At 60.8% G+C, this 21946-nt stretch carries 18 protein-coding genes and 1 pseudogene; 17 read left to right on the top strand and 2 right to left on the bottom strand.

The window, feature by feature from the left end; all coding sequences use genetic code 11:
- The first annotated feature begins 106 nt into the window (after positions 1 to 106).
- The 6 genes from P0D71_RS02155 to P0D71_RS02130 all read left to right on the top strand — a co-directional run bounded on the left by P0D71_RS02155 (position 107) and on the right by P0D71_RS02130 (position 4568).
- Entirely contained in the window at positions 107 to 1078 is a 972-nt protein-coding gene (locus P0D71_RS02155; RefSeq protein ID WP_408479119.1) for an AraC family transcriptional regulator, read from the top strand.
- Positions 1079 to 1523: 445 nt separating this feature from the next.
- Complete coding sequence (locus tag P0D71_RS02150) at positions 1524 to 2312, top strand: alpha/beta fold hydrolase (protein ID WP_408479117.1); 789 nt, start codon at positions 1524 to 1526, stop codon at positions 2310 to 2312.
- A 223-nt stretch (positions 2313 to 2535) separates the two neighbouring features.
- Positions 2536 to 2751, top strand: a complete 216-nt coding sequence (locus P0D71_RS02145; protein WP_286162196.1) for a hypothetical protein — start codon at positions 2536 to 2538, stop codon at positions 2749 to 2751.
- A gap of 118 nt (positions 2752 to 2869) precedes the next feature.
- The gene (locus tag P0D71_RS02140; protein ID WP_408479115.1) at positions 2870 to 3388 is read left to right on the top strand and encodes a RidA family protein; all 519 of its coding nucleotides are present in this window, start codon (positions 2870 to 2872) and stop codon (positions 3386 to 3388) included.
- Positions 3389 to 3699: 311 nt separating this feature from the next.
- Complete coding sequence (locus tag P0D71_RS02135; protein WP_408479114.1) at positions 3700 to 4104, top strand: Rossmann-fold NAD(P)-binding domain-containing protein; 405 nt, start codon at positions 3700 to 3702, stop codon at positions 4102 to 4104.
- Between the two features lie 209 nt (positions 4105 to 4313).
- Entirely contained in the window at positions 4314 to 4568 is a 255-nt protein-coding gene (locus P0D71_RS02130) for a lipase family protein (RefSeq protein WP_408184083.1), read from the top strand.
- On the opposite strand, the gene P0D71_RS02125 is transcribed toward P0D71_RS02130, so the two are convergent.
- Positions 4531 to 5667, bottom strand: coding sequence for an ISKra4 family transposase (locus tag P0D71_RS02125; RefSeq protein WP_408479111.1), 1137 nt, complete (start codon positions 5665 to 5667; stop codon positions 4531 to 4533). The genes P0D71_RS02130 and P0D71_RS02125 overlap by 38 nt on opposite strands.
- A gap of 273 nt (positions 5668 to 5940) precedes the next feature.
- Between P0D71_RS02125 and P0D71_RS02120 the strand changes: the two genes are divergently transcribed.
- The 8 genes from P0D71_RS02120 (at position 5941) to P0D71_RS02085 (ending at position 15048) form a co-directional block, all read left to right on the top strand.
- The gene (locus P0D71_RS02120; protein WP_091807938.1) at positions 5941 to 6186 is read left to right on the top strand and encodes an H-NS family nucleoid-associated regulatory protein; all 246 of its coding nucleotides are present in this window, start codon (positions 5941 to 5943) and stop codon (positions 6184 to 6186) included.
- 268 nt (positions 6187 to 6454) lie between these two features.
- On the top strand, positions 6455 to 7714 hold the full coding sequence (locus P0D71_RS02115; RefSeq protein ID WP_408479107.1) for an MFS transporter: 1260 nt from the start codon (positions 6455 to 6457) through the stop codon (positions 7712 to 7714).
- A gap of 41 nt (positions 7715 to 7755) precedes the next feature.
- Positions 7756 to 8454: a VOC family protein gene (locus P0D71_RS02110; RefSeq protein ID WP_091807933.1), complete on the top strand. Its 699-nt coding sequence runs from the start codon at positions 7756 to 7758 to the stop codon at positions 8452 to 8454.
- 73 nt (positions 8455 to 8527) lie between these two features.
- Entirely contained in the window at positions 8528 to 9436 is a 909-nt protein-coding gene (locus tag P0D71_RS02105; protein ID WP_091807931.1) for a LysR family transcriptional regulator, read from the top strand.
- A gap of 469 nt (positions 9437 to 9905) precedes the next feature.
- Positions 9906 to 11036 carry an NADH:flavin oxidoreductase/NADH oxidase gene (locus P0D71_RS02100; RefSeq protein WP_408479105.1) on the top strand — a complete coding sequence of 377 codons (1131 nt, stop codon included), beginning with the start codon at positions 9906 to 9908 and terminating at the stop codon, positions 11034 to 11036.
- 134 nt (positions 11037 to 11170) lie between these two features.
- Positions 11171 to 12727 carry a methyl-accepting chemotaxis protein gene (locus P0D71_RS02095; protein ID WP_408479103.1) on the top strand — a complete coding sequence of 519 codons (1557 nt, stop codon included), beginning with the start codon at positions 11171 to 11173 and terminating at the stop codon, positions 12725 to 12727.
- A 62-nt stretch (positions 12728 to 12789) separates the two neighbouring features.
- A complete protein-coding gene (locus P0D71_RS02090; protein ID WP_408479101.1) occupies positions 12790 to 13536 on the top strand; it encodes a LysR family transcriptional regulator in 747 nt (248 codons plus the stop codon).
- 396 nt (positions 13537 to 13932) lie between these two features.
- Positions 13933 to 15048: a porin gene (locus tag P0D71_RS02085; protein WP_091807926.1), complete on the top strand. Its 1116-nt coding sequence runs from the start codon at positions 13933 to 13935 to the stop codon at positions 15046 to 15048.
- A 227-nt stretch (positions 15049 to 15275) separates the two neighbouring features.
- Here P0D71_RS02085 and P0D71_RS02080 read toward each other — a convergent pair.
- Positions 15276 to 15407: pseudogene (locus P0D71_RS02080) on the bottom strand (alpha/beta fold hydrolase); the annotation flags it as partial.
- Positions 15408 to 15770: 363 nt separating this feature from the next.
- Between P0D71_RS02080 and P0D71_RS02075 the strand changes: the two are divergent.
- Genes P0D71_RS02075 through P0D71_RS02065 form a run of 3 tightly spaced genes read left to right on the top strand, consistent with a single transcriptional unit; the run spans position 15771 to position 21782 of the window.
- Positions 15771 to 18968, top strand: a complete 3198-nt coding sequence (locus P0D71_RS02075; RefSeq protein WP_408479099.1) for an efflux RND transporter permease subunit — start codon at positions 15771 to 15773, stop codon at positions 18966 to 18968.
- A gap of 25 nt (positions 18969 to 18993) precedes the next feature.
- Complete coding sequence (locus tag P0D71_RS02070; protein ID WP_408479097.1) at positions 18994 to 20283, top strand: efflux RND transporter periplasmic adaptor subunit; 1290 nt, start codon at positions 18994 to 18996, stop codon at positions 20281 to 20283.
- Between the two features lie 26 nt (positions 20284 to 20309).
- A complete protein-coding gene (locus P0D71_RS02065) occupies positions 20310 to 21782 on the top strand; it encodes an efflux transporter outer membrane subunit (RefSeq protein ID WP_408479095.1) in 1473 nt (490 codons plus the stop codon).
- Positions 21783 to 21946 lie beyond the last annotated feature (164 nt).

Raw genomic sequence — 21946 nt, 5'->3', positions numbered from 1 at the left:
GGGCGTGTCCGGTGCGCCGCTGGCCCTAAAGTAGCAGATAGTCTCTTGACCTTGCACACATCGTTGATGGGCGCGGTCTTGTGAATACGCCCTAAAGGAGTAACTCATGCCGTCCGAGCACGCCGATGTCCTGTCCCAGGTACTCAAGCTGATTCGCCTTCGCGGGGATCACGTTTTCCACGGCGAACTGGGCAGTTCCACCGAAGTGATTTTTCCGCCCGGACCGGCGGCTTTTTTGCATCTGCGTACCGGCGAACTGTCTGTGTCTCAATGCAATGGACCCTCCGTGACGCTGCGGTCAGGCGACTTCGTTCTTTTGCCGCATGCGGATGGACACACGATTCGAAGCGAGCCGGGCGGAAAAGCACATCAACGCTTCGAGGCGGCGGTGGACTTTACCCTCAGCAGAGATGTTCAGACGTTCAAATGGGCGGCTGATGATCGAATGGCAGGATCCTTTCTTGCGGGATCATTCTATTTCGACGGGGCGCCGTTGCGCTCTTTCCTCACCGGGCTTCCCGGGCTGATTCATCTGACATGCGACAAAGTCAGCGAACCCCCTTGGCTTGCCTCCATCTCGCATTTTCTCGACGTGGAATCGCGTAGCGCGGGCCCAGGGTCGTCGCTGATGATCTCGCGGCTTATTGATTTGCTAGTTATCCGCACCTTGCGGATGTGGGTCAGCCGGCAAGGCGATCGGGTCGGCTGGCTGTCCGGACTGAGCGACGAACGCGTCGGTCGTGCGTTGAACGCAATGCATCTGGAACCTAACCGTGCATGGACGGTGTCGGCGCTCGCCGAGACGGCGATGATGTCGCGATCGATGTTTTCGGATCGTTTTACGGCGGTGGTGGGGCTTCCACCGTTGCGTTATCTGACACGGTGGAGATTGACGATCGCGGCAGACTTGCTACGCGGAGGAACCTTGAAGGTGACCGAAGTGGCCCACGTTGCCGGCTATGGTTCGGAGGCTGCCTTCAGTCGCGCCTTCAAGGAGGAGTTCGGCTATCCACCGCGCGACGCACATCGAATCGAACAGACAGGCGCCTTTGTCGCACGAAGTTCGGAACTCCTTTGACAGCCCTTGTCACGCCGTTGGCTCGCTTCGTCAGTTGAAGCTGTCAGTGCGGTAGTTTCGTTTCAATGGCATGGCATCGCGTCGATCCCCAAGCGACTCGATCTGCTCAGCTTGCCCGGGTGCGTTGATCGGACGATAGATCATGCAAATCAGACGCCGGGATATGGTCAGTCCTGGACACGTTCTTTAGAGTGGATAGCCAAGGTCCTCCCGTATCCGGAACGTAGGAAGGCTCTCACGCACTATGGTTCGGATCTCTCATGCTCAAGCAGATCAGACAGTTTGCGATAACACTTCTCGTTGCAACACCCACGCTTGCGTCATGTGTCCGGATCGGAAGCGCGAGTGCGGTCGCCAGCGTCACCGTCGTATAGCACGGATCTTTTCAAAGCCAAGTTCCAATTCACGACATCGGCACCGATGTCTCGTCAAGGAAGCAATATAGATGAAACTCCTGCTCGCTGCTCTTGCCATTTCAGCATTCGCGTTCGATACCAGTGTGATGGCTGCGCAAAAGCCCCCGATCGTTCTGGTCCACGGCGCTTTCGAAGACGCCCAGGTCTGGGGGCATGTCACATCCAGGCTTCAAACCGATGGCTATAAGGTTGTGGCGGTTGAACTGCCAGGTCGTCCGGGCGCGCCCGCCACGCCGGACAAGGTGAGCCTCGACCTCTATCGCGACACCGTGGTCGCAGCGCTGAACGAATTCCATCGCCCAGCAGTCGTGGTCGGTCACAGCTTCGGCGGCATCGTCATCGCCGACGCCGCGGAAACGGCACCGAAGAAGATCAAAACCTTGATCTTCGTTGCGGCCTACCTGCCGCAAGACGGCGATTCGCTCGTGTCGATGGCCAACAAGGATGCCGACGCCAGGATCGGCCCGCACCTGCAGATCGACAAGGAAAAGGGCATTGCCTCCATCGAATATTCGGCACGCGCCGATCTGTTTGCCAATGGAGGTCCTGACGAACTGCGCAAGGCAATCCCGAATCTGATTCTGGATGAACCCGTGAGCCCGCTAGCTACGCCCGTGCACGTGACTTCCACCAACTTTGGTCAGATCGACAAGGTCTATATCCACACAGCCATGGACCAGGTCATCAGCCCGTCGTTCCAGGCGAAGATGGTTGCGGCAACCCCCGTGAGAGCAGAGTACACCCTGCAGACCGGTCATACGCCGTTCCTCACCGATCCCGACGGCCTGGCAAAGGCGATCGAGGCCGCTGCGAAATAGGCGGTTCGCGGTTGGTCCAGGAAACGAAGGCGCTGCGGCTTCGTCGTCCCGCGCTTTGCCTTCAAGTGTATTGCTCCGGGCGGGGGGGCTCGCTATATCCGGGCTTCCGCGCACCGTCCTGCGGACCGCTCTTCGATGGTCTGCACCGGCATGCTCTTTCAGAAAGAAGCATACGCATCGGTTGTTTACGACAGTTTCTCTTGTTTCCAAAGGCAGAACCGATATGTCCCGTCTTCAGATACCCGCCACGATCGCAGATGCACTCGCTGCTTCCCAGCCCTTCCTGGAAGCCATCAACAAGAAACTGGGTGTCACGCCGAATCTGTTTGGTCTGATGGCCAACCGCCCTGCGGCGCTCGAGGGCTACCTCGGTCTGGCCGGAGCCTTGGCGACCATCCGCAAGAACAGCGCCAATGCGCGAGTCAGTGATTCATTTTGATACGCGGAATCAAGCCGCAACCGACGACTGTCGTTCGCTGTATCGGATGCTTGAGTTCACTGCGTCGCGATAAGTCCAGGCCAAATCTATTTCTATTCACCTAACGTTAAGACCGAACATGAACGTATTTGACCGGCTCGCGCAAGCGAGCCTAAATTTGCCAGCGCCCATCAACCCGCTTGGCTCCTATCGAACGGTTTCCGTTTCGGGAAGCCAACTATATGTATCCGGTCTCGGCCCTTTCCAAGATGGCAAGCCAATCGTCGGAATGGTGGGCCGCGATATTTCACTTGAAGAAGCTCAAGACGCGGCGCGCCTAACGATGCTCATGATCTTGGCCTGTGTCGATGAGGCATGCGGACTCGACAACGTCAAGCGATGCAGCCGGCTAACAGTCTACGTGCGTGCGGAACAGTCGTTCGCCCAGCATCCGCAAGTGGCCAATGGCGCCAGTGACCTCTTGCTGACGCTGTTTGGGCAAGACAATCTGCCGGCTCGAAGCGCACTGGGCGTGCATTCGTTGCCGATGGGCATCCCGGTTGAGATTGACAGCATTTTTGAGTTGAAGGGGGATGGACATGGCTCGACCGCACGACGACGCTCAGTTGATGCGAGCCGATCGGCCGGCCAAACCTGATTCTGAACCCGCCGCACAACGAGCGCCCATCGCGCTGTCTGGAGGGGAATACTGCCGTCCTGCTTTCGAGAACAATCAATCCGTGCTCGTTCGGACGCCGCAAGCATTGCGATGCGGCCGCCACACGATTGCCCAGCATTGAAACGAACCATCTATTTTTCCGCCGGACTCTGATCATGCGTCAAATGATATTGACCGTTGTCGTCACACTGACTGTCTCTACGGGATGCCTCGCGAGCACTTCTACCATCTACAAGGAACCCCTGGACGCGAAGACTCTGAACACACTTCGATCGGATTTTAGCCATCTCATGCAACTAGCCAACCGCCACGACTTCAAAGCGCTCCATGAGATGTTCTGGCACTCTCCCTCGGCCCTTCTCGTCGCCAAAAGTGCGATCCCCACGGAAGGGAACTGGGCTGGCTTCTGGGGTAATGAGGCGATCGATCAGAAGCTGCGCGATATCGGCACCTCCGGCCCTGTCGTGCTGCGGCCGGATTATTCGAAATTCAAGGTCGTCGGCTTGACGAAGGACATAGCGCAATCCTATGCGCCAGTGAATATCACGGTCTCCTATGCGGGTCAGGACGGAACCCCCAAGCCGTTTCTATTGCTAATCAACTGGATAAAAATCGGCAAGGACTGGAAGGTGGCTTCGGAGATCATCCTACCCGTACCGCCGGCGCCTGAAGCAAAAAGCGAAGTACCTGGATAGTCGTGGCAAAAGTGTCCAGATCCCTTGCCACAGACACACCAGCAGAGTTCAACGTGCGATCGGCAACGTATCACCGACACCACGGATGTTGGTCTTTAGCCTGCCTAACGAAAAAGTGATGCCCACAGGAAAGCGAGTTGACGCGGATATTCAAATGCGGCGCCTGACACATTTCACCAGGCAGACAACTTTAAGAAGGAAGACGGGTCATGACGATCAACAGACGTAACTTCTCGGCCGCCCTCGTTGCCGGCGCTGCCGCGTCGCTTATTTCTACTCGCAGCGTAGCAGCAACGCCTGCTTCGGGGAAGGCGCCCAATATCGTCCTCGTGCATGGGTTGTTCGCTGATGGGTCGTGCTGGACGGAAGTGATATCGCGATTGCAGGCAGCGGGGCTCAATGCCACGGCTGTCCAAAACGAAGCCGTTAAAAAGACTGGGAAGTTCGTTGCCAAGGCCACGTAACACGTCGCTGTCCAATCCACGGAAACTGTCGTCGCGCGAGTTCGTGGAATTCCTGGTTCAACAACGCGACGCGCAATTGCACGACACTGTGTGCCCCCACGCGACTCCAGCGCATATGCTGGCTCTTGCACATTCGACGGCCAACGATTCGATTAATTGACGATTCGACGAAGCCGGTGGAGATTCGTCCTCCCGCACGTTGCCATATACGATAGTCGATCAGCGACTCGGCGTTGCTGTCGAGATACGTGACCACATTCGAGAGGCTATTGCTCGCTTTCCTGACGTGGCTGCTCACTGCTGGATCTCGTGTCTCACGTAGATCAAGCAAGTGAGCAAGTCTAGCTGCAAACTGCTGCCAGGCGGCAGTACGTCCGACCCAAACGTAGTGGCGGAAGCGGACAAACAGATCCGACAGTTCAAACGCTGATCCACTGTCCGTAAGTCGCCCATATGCTAGAGGCGCGATAGCCTGCTCAACGCGTCGCAACATGCGCCCGATGTGTGCCCAATCGAGAATCCACTTGTTATCGTATGGGAGATCATTAGCGACGCCGGCCAAGTCCCGAACTCCATCAGTCAGGACAACGACTTCATTAGGATCCCCGTATCCGCTGTCCTCGAGGAATCGTGTCATTTCTTGATTCAGTCGCCTGGTGCGCGGCATGGCGGAAGCCCACACTCGTGGCTGCTTACCGGCTTTGCCCAAAGCAGCCACGACGACTGCGATCGACGACGGCCGGTTCCCGGCTTCTGCACGATTTTCCTTGCCGGAACCCTTGCGATTGCAGGCCTTCCGTCGTTCGCGGCAATAGTAAACCTTTCCTGGCGCGGTCTTCAGCTCCGAGCAATGACTATCATGCAGACGACGCTGGACGCCGCAATCCACACAGGATCTGTGCGAGGCGCAAAAACGTTCGATCTGCTCGACAACGAACTCCTGCTGCACACAATTGAGCAAGGACTTGCCTTCACTGAGTGACAATCCCACGTCTCCTGGCGTCTGGTCGTCGATGGGCCTGTGCAACCGCATGACCTCAACCCGCTTTACCACACTCCCGTCGCCGTTATCGAACTCAAGAGCGATCGTGCATCGCATGGTGGCTCCTGGGTCTCGTCGTTAGGGATACGATACCCCGCGGCGCGCTCGTCTCCCAGCCTTTTTAACGGCTTCTTGCTCGAGCCCGCCATTCCAGGCTGCTTCGCCTCAGAGCGTCAGGCCGTTATCTGACACTGGCGGATAGGTCGCAGTTCTCTGCTTGCAAGTTCGATAATCACCGTGCGTTTGCGAAACAACGGCGGGAGTCCCCATGGTCAAATTGGCGCCACGCCTGCCCAGATGGATTCCCTCGACCTCACTACGCCAACGATCATGTCTACCCTCATCGCCCGACCCGATGCGCAAACGCGAGAACGCCTGATTCTGTGGATCAGGAGACGCATGGACGAATGCGGCATTACCGAATCGGCATTGCAAGCGGCACTGGAAAACGATCAGCGCCAATTGCGCTACCAGGACGCGTTCGGCAACGTCTGGAGCGGCGACGGCGAACTGCCCGCATGGCTGAAACGCGCGGTGGCCGCCGGCCAGAGTATCGAGCACTTCCGCTGCAACTAGGGTCCGAGAAAGCCGCCTGCGCGAACTCTGCGTAGCAGTCAATGCAATGCTGCGTTGCTTTTGCACCCGGTTTATCAATCATTTTGGCTTGAATATGCTGTGTCTCGAGTTCACAGCGAAGGCCTCCCCGCCGCCCACGGCGCAGGTCAGCGCCGAATTCACGGCAACTCGAGCACCATTTGCCCCTCCCGATTGCGGATATCGAAACACGATTTCGCCCTTATATTAATCGATGGATAATTTATCCTCCGCTTCCATGACATCTTCGATGAACAAACTAGCTGAATTTAGACGCGGATGGGTGCAACTGATCGGCTCGACGCTGGGCCTCGGCATTGGCGTGATCGGGCTGGGCTCTTACAACCTCGGACTCTTTGCCAAGGACCTGCAGGGCGCCGTCGGTCTCACGAAGACCCAATACGGGGCCGGTTACCTCGCTTTCACGCTGGGACTCGCGCTCGGTCTGCAGATGTGGGGGCGCCTGCTGTCACGCTTCGGCGCGGCGCGCACGGCGGCGGGCAGCGCGCTCGCGCTCGCCGCGTGTTTCGTGGCGATGGCGGAACTGATCTCGACACCGACCGCCTACATCGTGCTGGTCGGTCTGGCCGGCTTTTTCGGCGGCGGCACAAGCGGTCTCACGTTTACACGCATCGTCAGCGGATGGTTCGATCGCGGCCGCGGCTTCGCGCTCGGCCTCACTCAGGTCGGGCTGGGATTGTGCGGCGCGATCCTGCCGCCGATCATCGCGGCCACGATCGTCAAAAGCGGCTGGCATTCCGGTTATCTGATGCTGGCTGCCATCGCCGCAGCGGGCGCGCCGATCGCGCTGTTGATCCTGCGCGACAGTCAATCCAGCGCCATGGAGCAGTCCGCCCCGGCCGATGCCCCCGATCTGCGCGAGCTCGCCACAGAATTCGCGGCGGTCAAACGGACCAGCATATTCTGGATCATGTTCCTCGCCTTCACGCTGTCGACGCTCTTCGTGGCGGGCAGCGCTCAACACATGGCGCCGATGCTGCGCGAACTCGGCGCGAACGCCGCCTCGGCGGCCAGATACATGAGCCTGCTCGGCATCGGCACGGTCTGCGTGCGCCTGATCGTGGGCTGGCTCTCCGACTATGTGCATGCGCCGCGGCTGATGGCCTTTTCCTGTCTGGTCGGCATGGCCGGCGTGCTGACGCTCAAGCTCGGCGGCATCGGCTACGCGCCCTTGTATGCGTTCACGGTGGGTTGGACCTTCGGCGGCGAGATCGATCTGGTCGCGCTGATGTGCACCCGCTACTTCGGTCTCGGGATGTTTCCGCGTGCCTACGCGTTTCAGTACGGCGCACTGTGCATCGCCGCGGGCGTAGGTCCGCTGGGGATTGGCTGGCTGGCCGACAGGTTGGGCAGCTACCAGCCGGGCCTCGTGCTGAGCGCGGTACTCGCGGCCGCCGCGGCGTTCGTGTTCCTTCTGCTGCCCCGCTACGACGGCCGTGCCGGCGAACCGGGCGAGGCCGGGCGCCTCGGACTGAACAGCATCGATTAATGCGCTTTACCCAGTAGTTCACCGTTATCAGGAATGTCTCAATGATCCACTTTGACCACGTCTGTCTTGCAGCACAAAACGTCTACGAAGCCACGTTCCGGCTGAGCCGCGAAACTGGCTTCGGCAACTACGACGGCGGCTTCTTCCCGCTCTACGGCATCGGCCACAAGGTCGTGCCGCTGGCGCCGGACATCTACATCGAAGTCGAAGGCATTGTCGATCATACGGTCCTCAAGCGAGGCCAACCGCTGGCCAGTTTTTTCGAGCAACAGACGCGCGAAGGCGATTGCTTCGTGGGCTGGTGCCTGCGCACCGACTCGCTGGACGAGTTGAAGGCTTTCGCCAGACATCACAACACGGTCGTCGACGAAAGCACCACCGGCAAGGACGCCGGCCGTCAGATGATGAACGGCAAGCGCGGCTTTGCGTTGCAGACGCCGAGCGCGCTGACGGCATGGCCAATCGGCAAGCCCAACCTGTACTTCAAGCCGGGTAACGGACCGCACACCGCGAGCCTGCCGACAGAGCCGGGCACGGGATCGGTACAGGGCCAGGGGCTCAACTGGATCGAGATCGGCGAAGACGAAGCCGCGCTCGCGGCATGGCTCGGCGAGATCGGCCGGCCGTCGGACTTTCCGTTCGAGATTCGCTACAACCGGAAGACCTCCGGACTGTACGCGATGGGCGTGAAAACGAGCGAGGGCGAACGGGTGATTCGCCGCGCCGCGGTCAAGCTCTGACGCTTCGCAAAAGATCGGAGAGCGTTGGAAAGATTCAAACAGGCAGGCCTGATGCCGTGACGTGGGAGAAAGTATGGACAAGCTGCTAGCGTTGCGAACGCTGCTCGCCGTTGCGGAATCAGGGGGCTTTACGGCCGCCGCTCACGAGCTCGGCAAGACCACCTCATCGGTCATGCGTCTGATGGATGGCCTGGAAGCGTCGCTAGGTACCTCGCTATTGACGCGCACCACACGCAACGTTTCGCTCACCGACGCCGGCGTGACCTACGTCGAACAGGTTCGTCAGGTGCTGACCGATCTGGCGGGCGCCGACGACAGCGTGATCGATAGCGGAATCGATCCGATGGGACCGTTGCGAGTGAGCGTGTCCGCCACCTACAGTCGTTTGCATATCGCCCCGCATATCGCCACGTTTCTGAAGAAGAATCCGCGCGTCAACCTCGAGCTGGTAGTGTCGGACAACCATCTCGACCTGGTCAGCGAACGTCTGGATCTGGCTGTGCGGGTCGGCGTCCCCACCGCGGACGATCGTCTGATCGTGAAGCGGCTGCGCCAGAGCGAAAGATTCGTGGTTGCCAGCCCGGACTATCTGCAAAGAAAAGGCGCCCCGCAGGCGCCGTCCGAACTGATTCGCCACGAGTGCCTGCGCTTCGTCTACAAGCCCGGCAATCGGCAACGATGGGTCTTCCGCTATCCGGGCAGGTCCGAAACCGTCGACGTGAATGGACAACTGCTGACCAATAACCTGGACATGCTGGCCGGCGCCGCGCTGGGCGGTCACGGTATCGCCCTCCTCCCGCAATGGCTGGTGGGCGCCGACGTGGCGGCGGGCAGATTGACGGCGCTTTTCACCGACGCCCAGGCGACACCCGAAGGCGGCGACGCCTTCGTCTACGCAACCTATTTGCCGAATCGCCGACATTCGAGAAAGGTTCATGCGTTCATCGATTTCGCGGAACACGCGATTGCCGTCCCCACCTGAGCGCCGTGCGAACCTGCCGGCCGGCATCCAAATAATGTCGTGCGCATTTGAAAAGCCGTGCGTTGCACGCAATCGACGCGCGCCGAATAAGCGGAAGCTGACTCCAACCCATCACGGAGAAGGCGCATGTCGACTGAAACGAAATGCCCGTTCATGCATGGGGCCGGCGACGGTGCGTCGGTTCCGCGCGATGTGGGTCGCGACGTCGGTGCGCTGGCGTTGCGCCACGCCCACGCTCCGTGAGGCGAAGTTCTTTTTTTATCATTTGATCATTTATACTTCGATCCGATCCGGACAGCGGGGTGTGCGCGAAGTCCGCGGACAACCGCCTCACCTGAAACATCTGACGATTCGATTAGTTTTCCTATTGCTAGCGAGCATCGACAGTTCGACGTTCCCCACCTTTTCCGGAAAGTCAGTACTTCGTCCATGTCAGCGATATCAACTTGCAACTTGCTGGAGATGAAGCATGACATCCACCCTGTTTTCCCTCATCACCGTCGGGCCCGTCACACTGCCGAACCGGATCGTCGTCTCGCCGATGTGCCAATACAGCGCTGACGACGGATGCGCGAACGACTGGCACCTGATGCATCTGATGCAGCTCGCCATTTCCGGCGCAGGGCTGATCGTTCTCGAAGCCACGGCGGTCGAGCGTCAGGCCCGGATCACGCACGGCTGCCTCGGCCTCTACAGCGACGCGAACGAGGCCGCCCTCGCGCGCGTGATGGACGCGGCGCGGCGCGTGGCGCCGCCACAGACGCGTTGGGGCATTCAGATCAACCACGCGGGACGCAAAGCATCGGCCCAACGCCCGTGGGAAGGCCGCGCGGCCTTGGGCCCGCTTGAAGATCCGTGGCCCACGGAAGGTCCTTCCGCAATCGCGGCCGGCGAGCATTGGCCTACCCCGAAGGAAATGACGCACGCCGACATGACGCGGGTCCGCGACAGTTTCGTCGCGGCGACCCGCCGTGCGCTGCGCCTCGGCTTCGACGTGATCGAGATTCACGCGGCGCACGGCTACCTCATGCATCAGTTCCTGTCGCCGCTGGCCAATCAACGCACCGATCAGTACGGCGGCTCGCTCGACAATCGCATGCGCTTTCCACTGGAAGTGGCGACGGCGGTTCGCGAAGTCATTCCGGCCAAGGTGTGCCTCGGCCTGCGCATCACCGGCTCGGACTGGACACCTGGCGGCATTGAAGTGGTCGAGACCATCGCGTTCGCCAATGCGCTGAAAGCGCGTGGCGCCGATTATGTGTGCGTCACCACGGGCGGCGTCGTCAACGCCCGCATCGCCGTGCAACCGGGTTACCAGGTCCCGTTCGCCGCCGAAGTGAAGGCGAATGTCGGGCTCCACACGCGCGCGGTCGGCATGATCGCCGATGCGCAACAAGCCGAGGCGATCATCGCCTCGGGGCAGGCGGACACTGTGGCGCTCGGCCGTGCCTTTCTGGATGATCCGCGCTGGGTGTGGCACGCGGCTCACACCCTCGGTGTCGCGGATTCGATCAGCTACCCGCCGCAATACGAACGCAGCAAGCCGGTTTTGTGGGCCGGGGCTCAACTCGCCCGCCACGGGACAGCCAACGTTTCTTGAGCCGAACCCGCCAACGCGGACTCGCGTTCCAGCACCGTCAATCGGGCGCCCGTGCATGACTCAAGCGGGCGCCCGTGTCTTTCTCCTCTTGCCGACGCGGCTGTGCCCGCGTCCACTTAACTTTCGTCCATACCGTGTTCAAGAATATCAGTATCCGCGCGCGCCTCGCGCTCACCGTGAGTTTTCTGGGCCTGCTGCTGGTGATCGGCGGCGCCATGGGCATTGCCGGCGTGTCGATGAGTAATAGCGACGTCGAGCAACTCTATTCAAATCAGCTCGCCTCTTCCACCGCGCTCAGCGAGGCCAGCGTCTCGCTATCGAGAATGCGTCTGTGGCTCTATCGCATCGCGCTCGACCCAACGAGTCCCAGCGTCCCGCAAAACGTGCAGAACGCCCAAAAACTGCTGAGCGCTTCGCGCAATTCGTGGGCGGCTTATCGCGCGTTGCCAGCAGATGGTCCTGAAGAAAGCCGCCTCACCGAACTCACTAACGCGAAGCTCGACGCCCTGATTGCCAACGGCATTCAACCGATGTTCGACGCGCTGGCCGCCCACGACTCGGCAAAGCTCGTCGATGCCGCCCTGCATACCCCACCGTCGCTTTTCATCGACGTGACGGAAGCCATGGACACGCTCGGCAAGTATCAGGTGTCCTCCGCGCGCGCCACTTATGCAGCGGCACAGGCGCGCTTTCGCCGCTTCGTCGAACTCGCGCTAGCCGGCATTCTGATTGCCCTGACCGCAGCCGCCTTCTCCTGGTGGTCGCTGCAACGCGCGATCAGCGGCCCGCTCGATCAGGCACTCCGCCATTTCAAAGCGATTGCCGACGGTGACCTCACGACGCAGATCGAGGTGCTTAGTCGCGACGAGATGGGCCAGTTGATGGACGGCCTGCAAGCCATGCAAAGCAAACTGGTCAGCACAATCGGCGCGGTGCGGGACGGCGCAACGTCGATCGACACGGCGGCGCGTGAAATCGCGGTCGGCAACGTGGATCTTGCGCAGCGCACCGAAGAGCAGGCCGCGTCGCTGGAAGAGACCAGTTCGTCGATGGAGCAGTTGACGTCGACCGTACGGCAGAACGCCGCGCACGCGAAGCAGGCCAAACAGCTGGTGACGAGCACCGCCATGCTGACCGATCAGGGCAATCAGGCGTCGCTGAAGGTGGTCGAGACCATGAAGGAACTGTCCAGCTCTTCGCACAAAATTGCCGAGATCACGAGCGTGATAGAAGGCATTGCGTTTCAGACCAACATTCTGTCGCTGAACGCGGCGGTCGAAGCGGCCCGCGCCGGCGACCAGGGGCGCGGCTTTGCCGTGGTGGCGGGCGACGTCCGCCTACTGGCGCTGCGTAGCGCGACGGCCGCCAAAGAGATCAAGGAATTGACGGGCAGTTCGCTGTCCCGCGTCTCGGCGGGCGCGCAGCAGGTGGACGACGCGAGTCAGACGATGACGCAAATTCTGGATTCGGTGCGCAAGGTCAGCGATCTGATGAGCGAAATTGCTTCGGCATCCGAAGAGCAGTCGATCGGAATCGAGCAGATCAATCGCGCGGTTGCCCAGATGGATCAGGTGATCCAGCAGAACGCGGCGTTAGTGGAGCAGGCCTCCGCGGCGGCGTTGTCGCTTGAAGCGCAGGCCGGCGATCTGGAAACCGCCGTTTCGGTGTTCCGCGTACCAGCAAGGCGCTAGCGATACGCGCGTAACACCCAAACCGTGAGAAAGGGAGACCTTGAACGGACACGCTTTACGCAATGAGAGTGTTCGTGCGGATCGTCGAGGCGGGAAGCCTGACGAAGGCGGCCGACTCCTTCGGCTCGACCGCGCCGAAGGTCTCCAAGCTTCTGCAAGGGCTGGAGCATCGCCTGGGTTGCAGGCTGCTGCAAAGAACGACTCGCAAAGTGTCGCTTACCGAAGACGGGCGCATGTACTACGAGCGCTGCGTCAGCGTCCTCAACGAGATCGATGATATGGAAGGCTCGCTCTCACATGCCAAGGTCTCGCCGCAAGGGCGCCTGAAAGTCAACCTGCCAATGGCGATGGCCAAGCATATCGTCATCCCCGCGCTACCGGCCTTTGTCGCGCAGTATCCTGACATCGACCTTGAGCTCGGGCTGACGGATCGTCACGTGGACGTGGTCGGTGAAGGCGTCGACTGCGTCGTGCGAGTGGATACGCTGGACGATTCGGGTCTGGTCGCGAAGCGTATCGGGACGATGCAAACCTGCACGTGCGCGTCGCCCGATTATCTCGCGCTGCATGGCATGCCCGAAACGATCGACGACCTCGATCGCCACCTCGGCGTGAACTACGTATCGGCGGATACCGGGCGCGCGCGCAACTGGGATTTCATGGTCGACGCAGAAGCGAGGGTGGTGCAGATGAGAGGCTCGGTGCTGTACGTGCCGAACCGGCACCTTCCAAAAAAACTCAAGGTATTCATTGAATTCCTCAGCACCGTGTACGCAGCGAACCCTGTATTGCAAGGCGACGCGCTGTGACGTGAGTGTGTGACCTGAACGACACGGACATTCCTGAGTAAGCGCATGTTCATGTGCATGCCGGCCTATGTTCGCGCGTCGCCTCCCGATACGATGCCCCGCGCCTGCATCGCAGACAACGCAATGCTGCGTTGCATTTTCACCCCATATATCTATTTTTTTGGAGTGAATAACCTGCGAACTGGCTCAGCGAACTCTCACCCGAGGCTGCGCCACTAGAAGTCTCAGCCAGCCCGGATGCGTCGTCGACCTTGCGCAGTCCGCGCGCGTTCACCCGTACCGACGAGCTAAACCATCGCATTATTTATCGATCGATAGCTTCAATCAGGTCAGAAAAGTCAGGCTGCTCACGCAAGCTCAAGCTTCTGTTCAGATATTTATATTTTAGGTAAAGAGATGAAAATCAGAGTATCGCTCATTGCGTGCGGCTTCGGCGTGGCAACGATCTGTTCGAGTGCTTTCGCGCAGAGCAGTGTCACGCTTTACGGGCTTATTTCCGGTGGCTGGGCTTTTTCGACCAATCAGGGCGGCCACCACACCTATCAGGCTGTCAGCGGCACGAACCAGTCGCCGCGATGGGGGCTGCGCGGCAAGGAAGATATCGGCGGCGGCACCAGCGTCATCTTCACGCTGGAGAACGGCTTCAATATCTATAACGGCAATGCTTCATTTAATGCCCGCTTATTCGGCCGTCAATCGTATATCGGCGTGACCAATACGAAGTGGGGCACGCTCACGTTCGGGCGGCAATACGACACCGTGGAAGACCTGCTCGGCCTGAACACCGCGTACAACTGGAATGGCACGATTGGCGACAACGACAACACGTACGCCAACCTGCACGTCAACAACTCGATCAAGTACACATCGCAGAAGATCGCGGGTTTCCAGGCCACTGCGCAGTACGGCTTCAGTAACTCGACAACCGGTTTCAACGACAACCGCAGCTTCGGCGCGGGCGCGAGCTACAACTATGGCAGCCTGAACTGGAACGTCGCGTACACGGAGTTCGATTCGCCGTATAGTGCGACCAACCCGACCGGCGCCATCGATACCGATTATTCGCCCACCTACCTGACGTTCGACCGCAGCGCTTTGGGCACCCACGCCTACGCGAAGAAACAGCGAATCTTCGGCACGGGTGGTTTTTACAGCTTTGGCTTGCTGAAGCTCGGCGCGCTTTATACCGACGTCAACTTCAACTATCTCGACGGTCAGCACCTGAACATACAGAACTTCAGCCTGAGCGCGAATTACTATGTCCGCCCTGATTTCCTGCTTGGCGCGGCGTACGTTTATACGACCGGTGACTACACCATTACGGGCAAGAAACCGAAGTGGAACGAGCTCAACCTCGTCGCCGACTACTACCTGTCCAAGCGAACCGACATTGCGCTGATGGTCTACCTGCAGCAAGCCGGCGGGGGCGCGCTGGCGGATATTCAGGGCTACACCTCGTCGTCGACGAATCGGCAGATGGTGACGACGCTCGGGATGCGGCACACGTTCTAGCGGTTGCTGCAAGGTGCCGCTTCACTGTTCAGTCTCGCGCAACACTGTGTTGCCGGATCCCTCGCTGCATTTTTCGTGAGCGAGGTTTACACTTCTTTCGTCTCCTCCATGTCTCCTCCTGATGTGGATTCGGCCCGCCATGCGGGCCTTTTTTCTTTCTGCCGCGTTGCTTCCGCCGGCCTGTCGTTCGATCCTCGCAAGCTGGCCAAACCTGCCATGCAAATCGGCGCGAGGAACATCATCTGCGCGTCCCATGCGTCCGCGTCAAGCGGCCAGCCGTGGGAGAACGTAATCGTTTGGCCTGTACCCCAATCCTTTTAATAGATTTCCGTGCCGTCTCTGGTAGTGAAATATGCCATTGCTATTGCTCCTTTCGAGGTGATTGACCGGTGTCTGCCGGTGTGCCGAACGTCAGAGCAGTATTGGCGATAGCCGGCGAGCGCGATCTTTCTAATCGCCCGTAATTGTCGTATTCGCACGGCTATACCGACTGCTCGCCTGCGGTCTCACCGTTGGCGCTCTGTTTTTTGCGCCGCCGCATCGTTCGCGTACAGCCGTCGTGCGAATTCGCAAAGTCAGTGCCTCGCAGCGAATCCTCGCAGTTCGAAAGACGCTAATCTCCTGCCATAACCAGTGACCGCTCCGGCTCACTCGACAACACTATCCGTCCCCCGTGCAACACCTGCCTGAACGCATCAGGCTTCTGTCATCAGGAATCCGTCATGTGGATCGTCAGACTTGCCTTGCAACGACCGTATACGTTCATCGTGCTGGCCGTGCTGCTATTCATCCTCGGCCCGCTGGCGATCATCCGCACTCCGACGGACATCTTTCCGAATATCAACATTCCGGTGGTCAGCATTGTCTGGTCGTACAACGGCTTTTCCGCCGAAGATATGGCGCATCGGATCACATCGAACTACGAACGCGCGCTGACCACCGACGTGGACGATATCGAACATATCGAATCGCAATCGCTCAACGGCGTGTCGGTGGTGAAGATCTTTTTCCACCCCGGCGCCGACATCAACCGCGCCATCGCCGAAGCCGCCTCGAACTCTGCGTCGATTCTGCGCGTGCTGCCGCCGGGCACGCTGCCGCCGAACATCATCACCTACAACGCCTCCACGGTACCGGTACTTCAGCTCGGCCTATCGAGCAATACGCTTCCCGAACAGACGCTGTACGACCTCGGCAACAGCTTCATCCGAACCCAGCTCGCCACCGTGCAAGGCGCGGCCGTGCCGCTGCCGTTCGGCGGCAAGATCCGCCAGATCATGGTCGAACTCAATCCGCAGGCATTGCAGGCAAAGGGGCTCGCGCCGGCTGACGTGGTCAACGCCGTGAATGCGCAGAACCTCATCTTGCCGGGTGGCACCGCGAAGATCGGCACCCGCGAATACAACGTGCAAATGAACGGCAGCACCGACACGGTCGCCGCGCTGAACAATCTGCCGATCAAGACGATCAACGGCGCGGTGGTGTACGTGCGTGACGTGGCGCACGTGATCGACGGCTATGCGCCGCAAACCAATATCGTGCGCAGCGACGGCAAGCGAGCGGCGTTGCTGCAAGTGGAAAAAACCGGCAGCGCCTCGACGCTCACGATCATTCAGCAAGTCAAGGACATGCTGCCGAAGATCGCCGCAGGTTTGCCGAAGGCACTCGTCATCACGCCGCTTTCGGATCAGTCGCTATTCGTGAAGTCGGCGATCACCGGCGTGGTGCGTGAAGCGTTGATCGCGGCCTGCCTGACTGCCGTGATGATCCTGCTGTTTCTCGGCAGTTGGCGCGCCACGCTGATCATCGCCGTATCAATACCTCTCGCTGTGCTGACATCGCTGATCGCGCTGTCCGCTCTTGGCGAGACCATCAACATCATGACGCTGGGTGGACTCGCCCTGGCGGTCGGGATTCTGGTCGACGACGCCACCGTCGCGATCGAGAACATCACGCATCATCTGGAAACCGGCGAGCCCTTACACGATGCGATCCTGAACGGCTCGGGCGAGATTGCCGTGCCGACCTTCGTGTCCACGCTGTCGATCTGCATCGTGTTCGTGCCGATGTTCCTGCTCTCGGGTGTGGCGCGCTATCTGTTCGTGCCACTCGCGGAAGCCGTGGTGTTTGCCATGTGCGCGTCGTATTTCTTCTCGCGCACGTTGATTCCGACACTCGCGATGTATTTGATGCGCGCGCCTTCGAAAGACGGCAAAGCCGCACAAGGAAGGTTCGGCGGGCTGGTCCGGTTTCAGGCGCGTTTCGAACACCGCTTCGAGGCATTTCGCGGCGGCTATCGCAACGTTCTGCAAGGCGCGATTGCTCATCGTGGCCGCTTCATTCCGATCTTCCTCGTGCTGTGTTTCAGTTCGCTCGCGCTGATTCCGTTCGCGGGGCGCGACTTCTTCCCTGCCGTCGATACCGGAGAAATCCGTCTGCATCTGCGCGCGCCCACCGGAACCCGAATCGAACAGACCGCCCGCATCACCGACGAAGTCGAAGCGAAAATCAGCAGCGTAATTCCCAAACAGGATCAGGCGGCTGTGCTCGACAATATCGGCGTGCCCGTCAGCGGTATCAACCTGACCTACGACTCTTCCGATCCGGTCGGCCCGGAAGATGCCGACATCATGCTGACGCTCAAGCCCGGCGCCGGCTCGACCGCGGGCTATGTGGCGAAGCTGCGCAACGTGCTGAACGCGTCGTTTCCCGGCGTGACATTTTCGTTCCTGCCGGCCGATATCGTCAGCCAGATTCTCAACTTCGGCCTGCCCGCGCCGATCGATATCCAGATCGTCGGCAACAAGCTCGAAGAAAATCGCGTCGTGGCGGATCGCCTGCTGGCAAAACTGCGCGGCGTGCGCGGTCTCGTCGATGCCCGCATCCAGCAACCGGGCGACGAACCCGCCATCGACGTGGACGTGGATCGCACCAAGGCCATTCAGGCCGGCCTCACGCAACGCGACGTCGCGCAGAACCTGCTGATCGCCCTGTCCGGCAGCTCGCAAACCACACCGAACTTCTGGCTCGATCCGAAGAACGGCGTGAGCTATCCATTGATGGCGGAAGTGCCACAGTACGACATTCACTCGCTGCAGACGCTCGCGAACATTCCGATCACGACCTTCGGCCTCACCACCGGTCCACAGAATCTGCTTGGCACACTCGGTACGATGTCGCGCAGCACGCAGCAAGCGGCCGTCTCGCACTACAACGTGCAGCCGGTGCTCGACATTTTCGCGTCGACGCAAGGGCGCGATCTGGGCGGCGTCGCCACGGACGTAGCGCATCTCGTCGATGCGGCGCGCGCCGAGTTGCCGCCGGGTTCGTCGATCGTGATCCGCGGCCAGGTTCAATCGATGAACGAATCGTTCGGCGGCCTCGAAACCGGCCTGGTCTTCGCAATCGCGCTTGTCTATCTGCTGATGGTGGTGAACTTCCAGTCGTGGCTCGATCCGCTCATCATCGTGAGCGGCTTGCCCGGCTCGCTCGCGGGTATCTCGTGGATGTTGTTCACCACTCACACCACGCTCAGCGTGCCTGCCTTGACCGGCACGATTCTCTGCATCGGCATCGCCACGGCGAACAGCATTCTGGTGATCAACACTGCGCGCGAGTTGCTGCAACAAGGCGCCGATCCACTCGTCGCCGCACTCGAGGCCGGCTTCAGCCGCTTCCGTCCCGTCCTGATGACGGCGCTCGCCATGCTGATCGGTATGATGCCGATGGCACTCGGTCTCGGCGATGGCGGCGAACAGAACGCACCGCTCGGCCGCGCCGTGATCGGCGGCCTCGGCATCGGCACGATTTCCACGCTGCTGTTCGTGCCGGTGGTGTTCGCGCTGGTTCACAGCCTGCTCGCGAAGCGCCGCGCCCGCCAGGCCGCTACCACGGCTACCACCGCTAGCCAGGCTCAATAACCAATGCCCACGATAGGACTCCATCATGAACACGCCTGATGCCACTCCGGAACACGACGGCGCCGTCACCAACGCAGGTCTGCCTACCCTGCGCCCGGTGCCGCCACGCGAGACCGTCCGCGCCGGCGCACTGCGCCGCTACCGTCTGCCGCTGATTCTCGCGGGCGTCGCCGCTGTGCTGCTGATCATCGGCATCGTGCCGCGCTTGCGGGCCAGTTCGGCGCTGGACCAACAGGTTGCCGCGCAAACCGCGCTGACGGTCAAGGTCGTCTCGCCCGGCCACGCGCCGGCTTCGCAAGAATTGCTGCTGCCGGGCGCCGTCATGCCCTATGCGGATGCCTCGGTGTATGCGCGAACCAGCGGCTACATCCAGCACTGGACCAGCGATATCGGCGCCAAGGTGAAAGCCGGCCAGTTGCTCGCCACCATCGAAACGCCGGAACTCGACGCGCAATTGCAGCAGGCGCGCGCCGATGCGGCCACTGCGCAAGCCAACTACAACTACGCCAATACCACCGCGCAACGCTGGCAGCAGATGCTGCAAACGCAGTCCGTCTCGCAGCAGGACGCGGACAGCAAAACGGCCGACATGCAGGCCAAACACGCGACGCTGGCGTCGGCGCAGGCAAATGTCGCGCGCCTCACGGAGATGGTGTCGTACGAGAAAGTCACCGCGCCGTTCGATGGCGTGATCACGGTGCGCAACGTGGATGTGGGAGCGCTGGTCACGGCGGGCGGCACGCCCGGGCTCGCCGCGCCCGCCAACGAGTTGTTCCACATCGCGCAGACGGATGTGTTGCGTACTTTCACCGACATTCCGCAAAACGACGCGAGCTTCGTCAGCGTGGGAACGCAGGTTTATCTGACGACCCAGCAGTATCCCGGCCGCCAGTTCCCGGCGCGGGTCGCGCGCAGTTCCGACGTGATCGACCCATCGAGCCGCACGATGCGCGTGGAAGTCGACGTGGACAACAAGGACGGCGCGTTGCGTCCCGGCGCTTATGTGCAGGTCCATCTTACCCTCGACACCGCGCATCCCGCACTCGAACTGCCGGTAAGTGCCTTGCTGTTCCGTCCGACCGGCGTGACCGTGGCCGTGGTCGGCGATAACAACCTGGTCGCGCTGAAGACCGTGACGATCGGCCGCGATTTCGGCACCTACGTCGAGATCGCCACCGGTCTCACCGCGACCGATCGCGTGATCGACAACCCTGGCGATGCGATCACCGCAGGCGAGGCCGTGCAGGTGATGGCGCCCGCTGCCGCTGCCGATGTCACGAAGGCCGCCTCCGCCGCGTCGGCTGCACACGGCTAATGCCGTTCACCCCAAGGAAGCCGACCATGCGCGCCCTGTCCCTGACATTCCTACGCAAGACCGTGGCGACCGTTGTGGCATGCGCGCTGACGGCATGCTCCACCTTGCCCGCCTATAAGGTGCCCGAGACGGCCGTGCCGGATCGCTACGCGGCGCCCACCAGCCCCGCGCAGGCGGCATCCGGCTGGGCCGTTGCAACACCAGTCGATACGCAGCCACGCGGCGACTGGTGGACGGTCTTCAACGATCCTGAACTGAATCAGCTCGAAGATCAGCTGCCGGTGTCGAATCAGAGCGTGCAAAAAGCCGTCGCGCAATTGCAGCAGGCACGCGCGCTGATCGATTACCAGCACTCCGGCTTTCTGCCGACCGTGACGGCCGGCGCCGCACAATCGCGTACACGTCTCTCGCAAAACGTGGAGGGCCATTCCCTCGCCGGCAAGACCGTGCCCGATTATTCGATGGGTGTAGCCGCCTCGTGGGAACCGGACCTGTTCGGACGCGTACGCGACGCCGTGACGAACGCGCGCGATTCCGCCCAGGCCAGCGAAGCCGATCTCGAGGCAGTCCGACTTTCGATGAGCACCGATCTCGCGCGCGACTACTTCGCGCTGCGTGCGCTCAACATCCAGAAGAAGCTGCTCGACGACAGCGTGAGCGCCTACGCTGCGGCGCTGAATATTCTCAGGCAGCAACTGGCCGACGGCGCCATCGACGCCTCCGCTACCGCGCAAGCCGAAGCGCAACTGGAAAGCACCCGCTCGCAAGCCACCGATATCGAGGTGCAACGCGCCCAGCTGACGCATGCCATCGCGACGCTGATCGGCGTGCCTGCGTCGTCCTTCTCACTGCCGCCGAATATCGAAGCCATTCCCGTGCCGCAGATTCCGGCGGACGTGCCGTCACAATTGCTGGAACGCCGCCCGGACATCGCGGCGGCGGAGCGGCGCGTGGCTGCGGCCAACGCGCAGATCGGTCAGGCGAAGGCCGCGTTCTATCCGGACCTCACGCTTAGCGCGAGCGTCGGGCTCGAGAGCACCTTCTTCTCTCCATGGCTAACCGCGCCGAGTCTGTTCTGGTCGATCGGTCCGCAACTGGTGGGCACGCTGTTCGACGGCGGCAAGCGCACAGCGGCGCTAAAGGGCGCCACGGCGCAGTACGACGGCTCGGTGGCCGACTATCGGCAAACCGTGTTGGTCGCTTTCCAGCAGGTCGAAGACCAGCTTTCGGCGCTCGACTCGCTCGCGAGCGAAGCGCAAAGCCAACGGCGCGCCACGGCCGCCGCGGAACTCTCGCTCAAGCTCACCCAGAACCGCTATCAGGCCGGCGCCGTCAGTTATCTCGACGTCGTCACCGAGCAAACCATTGCGCTGACCAACCAGCGCACCGAAGCGCAGGTTCAGGCAAGACGTGTGGAAGCAAGCGTGCAGTTGCTGAAAGCACTTGGCGGCGGATGGGATCGCACGGCACTGGCGGTGTCATCGCAAGGCACAGAGTAATGCTCGTATGGCAATCACCGTGCGAATCGAAAAGAGAAACCGAAGCGCTTTTGCGACACTCGGCTTACGCGAACGCGACTTGAATCCCGCGACGCGGCCAGCGATGACAACGTCTTTCGTGGCCGCGCCGTATCCCACGCAACGACCTCATCGTGATGGTGTAC

It is taken from the genome of Paraburkholderia sp. RL17-383-BIF-A (genome assembly GCF_046028015.1).
Taxonomy (GTDB): Bacteria; Pseudomonadota; Gammaproteobacteria; order Burkholderiales; family Burkholderiaceae; genus Paraburkholderia.
This window is presented reverse-complemented; position numbering and strand designations above follow the sequence as displayed.

What these genes read in the sequence shown, in the direction of transcription:
- P0D71_RS02150 (WP_408479117.1), top strand. Translation starts at nt 1,524, where the DNA reads ATGAAACTCCTGCTCGCTGCTCTTGCCATTTCAGCATTCGCGTTCGAT.
- P0D71_RS02110 (WP_091807933.1), top strand. Translation starts at nt 7,756, where the DNA reads ATGATCCACTTTGACCACGTCTGTCTTGCAGCACAAAACGTCTACGAA.
- P0D71_RS02140 (WP_408479115.1), top strand. Translation starts at nt 2,870, where the DNA reads ATGAACGTATTTGACCGGCTCGCGCAAGCGAGCCTAAATTTGCCAGCG.
- P0D71_RS02155 (WP_408479119.1), top strand. Translation starts at nt 107, where the DNA reads ATGCCGTCCGAGCACGCCGATGTCCTGTCCCAGGTACTCAAGCTGATT.
- P0D71_RS02105 (WP_091807931.1), top strand. Translation starts at nt 8,528, where the DNA reads ATGGACAAGCTGCTAGCGTTGCGAACGCTGCTCGCCGTTGCGGAATCA.
- P0D71_RS02115 (WP_408479107.1), top strand. Translation starts at nt 6,455, where the DNA reads ATGAACAAACTAGCTGAATTTAGACGCGGATGGGTGCAACTGATCGGC.
- P0D71_RS02120 (WP_091807938.1), top strand. Translation starts at nt 5,941, where the DNA reads ATGTCTACCCTCATCGCCCGACCCGATGCGCAAACGCGAGAACGCCTG.
- P0D71_RS02090 (WP_408479101.1), top strand. Translation starts at nt 12,790, where the DNA reads ATGAGAGTGTTCGTGCGGATCGTCGAGGCGGGAAGCCTGACGAAGGCG.
- P0D71_RS02135 (WP_408479114.1), top strand. Translation starts at nt 3,700, where the DNA reads ATGCAACTAGCCAACCGCCACGACTTCAAAGCGCTCCATGAGATGTTC.
- P0D71_RS02070 (WP_408479097.1), top strand. Translation starts at nt 18,994, where the DNA reads ATGAACACGCCTGATGCCACTCCGGAACACGACGGCGCCGTCACCAAC.
- P0D71_RS02125 (WP_408479111.1), bottom strand. Translation starts at nt 5,667, where the DNA reads ATGCGATGCACGATCGCTCTTGAGTTCGATAACGGCGACGGGAGTGTG.
- P0D71_RS02075 (WP_408479099.1), top strand. Translation starts at nt 15,771, where the DNA reads ATGTGGATCGTCAGACTTGCCTTGCAACGACCGTATACGTTCATCGTG.
- P0D71_RS02085 (WP_091807926.1), top strand. Translation starts at nt 13,933, where the DNA reads ATGAAAATCAGAGTATCGCTCATTGCGTGCGGCTTCGGCGTGGCAACG.
- P0D71_RS02130 (WP_408184083.1), top strand. Translation starts at nt 4,314, where the DNA reads ATGACGATCAACAGACGTAACTTCTCGGCCGCCCTCGTTGCCGGCGCT.
- P0D71_RS02065 (WP_408479095.1), top strand. Translation starts at nt 20,310, where the DNA reads ATGCGCGCCCTGTCCCTGACATTCCTACGCAAGACCGTGGCGACCGTT.
- P0D71_RS02145 (WP_286162196.1), top strand. Translation starts at nt 2,536, where the DNA reads ATGTCCCGTCTTCAGATACCCGCCACGATCGCAGATGCACTCGCTGCT.
- P0D71_RS02100 (WP_408479105.1), top strand. Translation starts at nt 9,906, where the DNA reads ATGACATCCACCCTGTTTTCCCTCATCACCGTCGGGCCCGTCACACTG.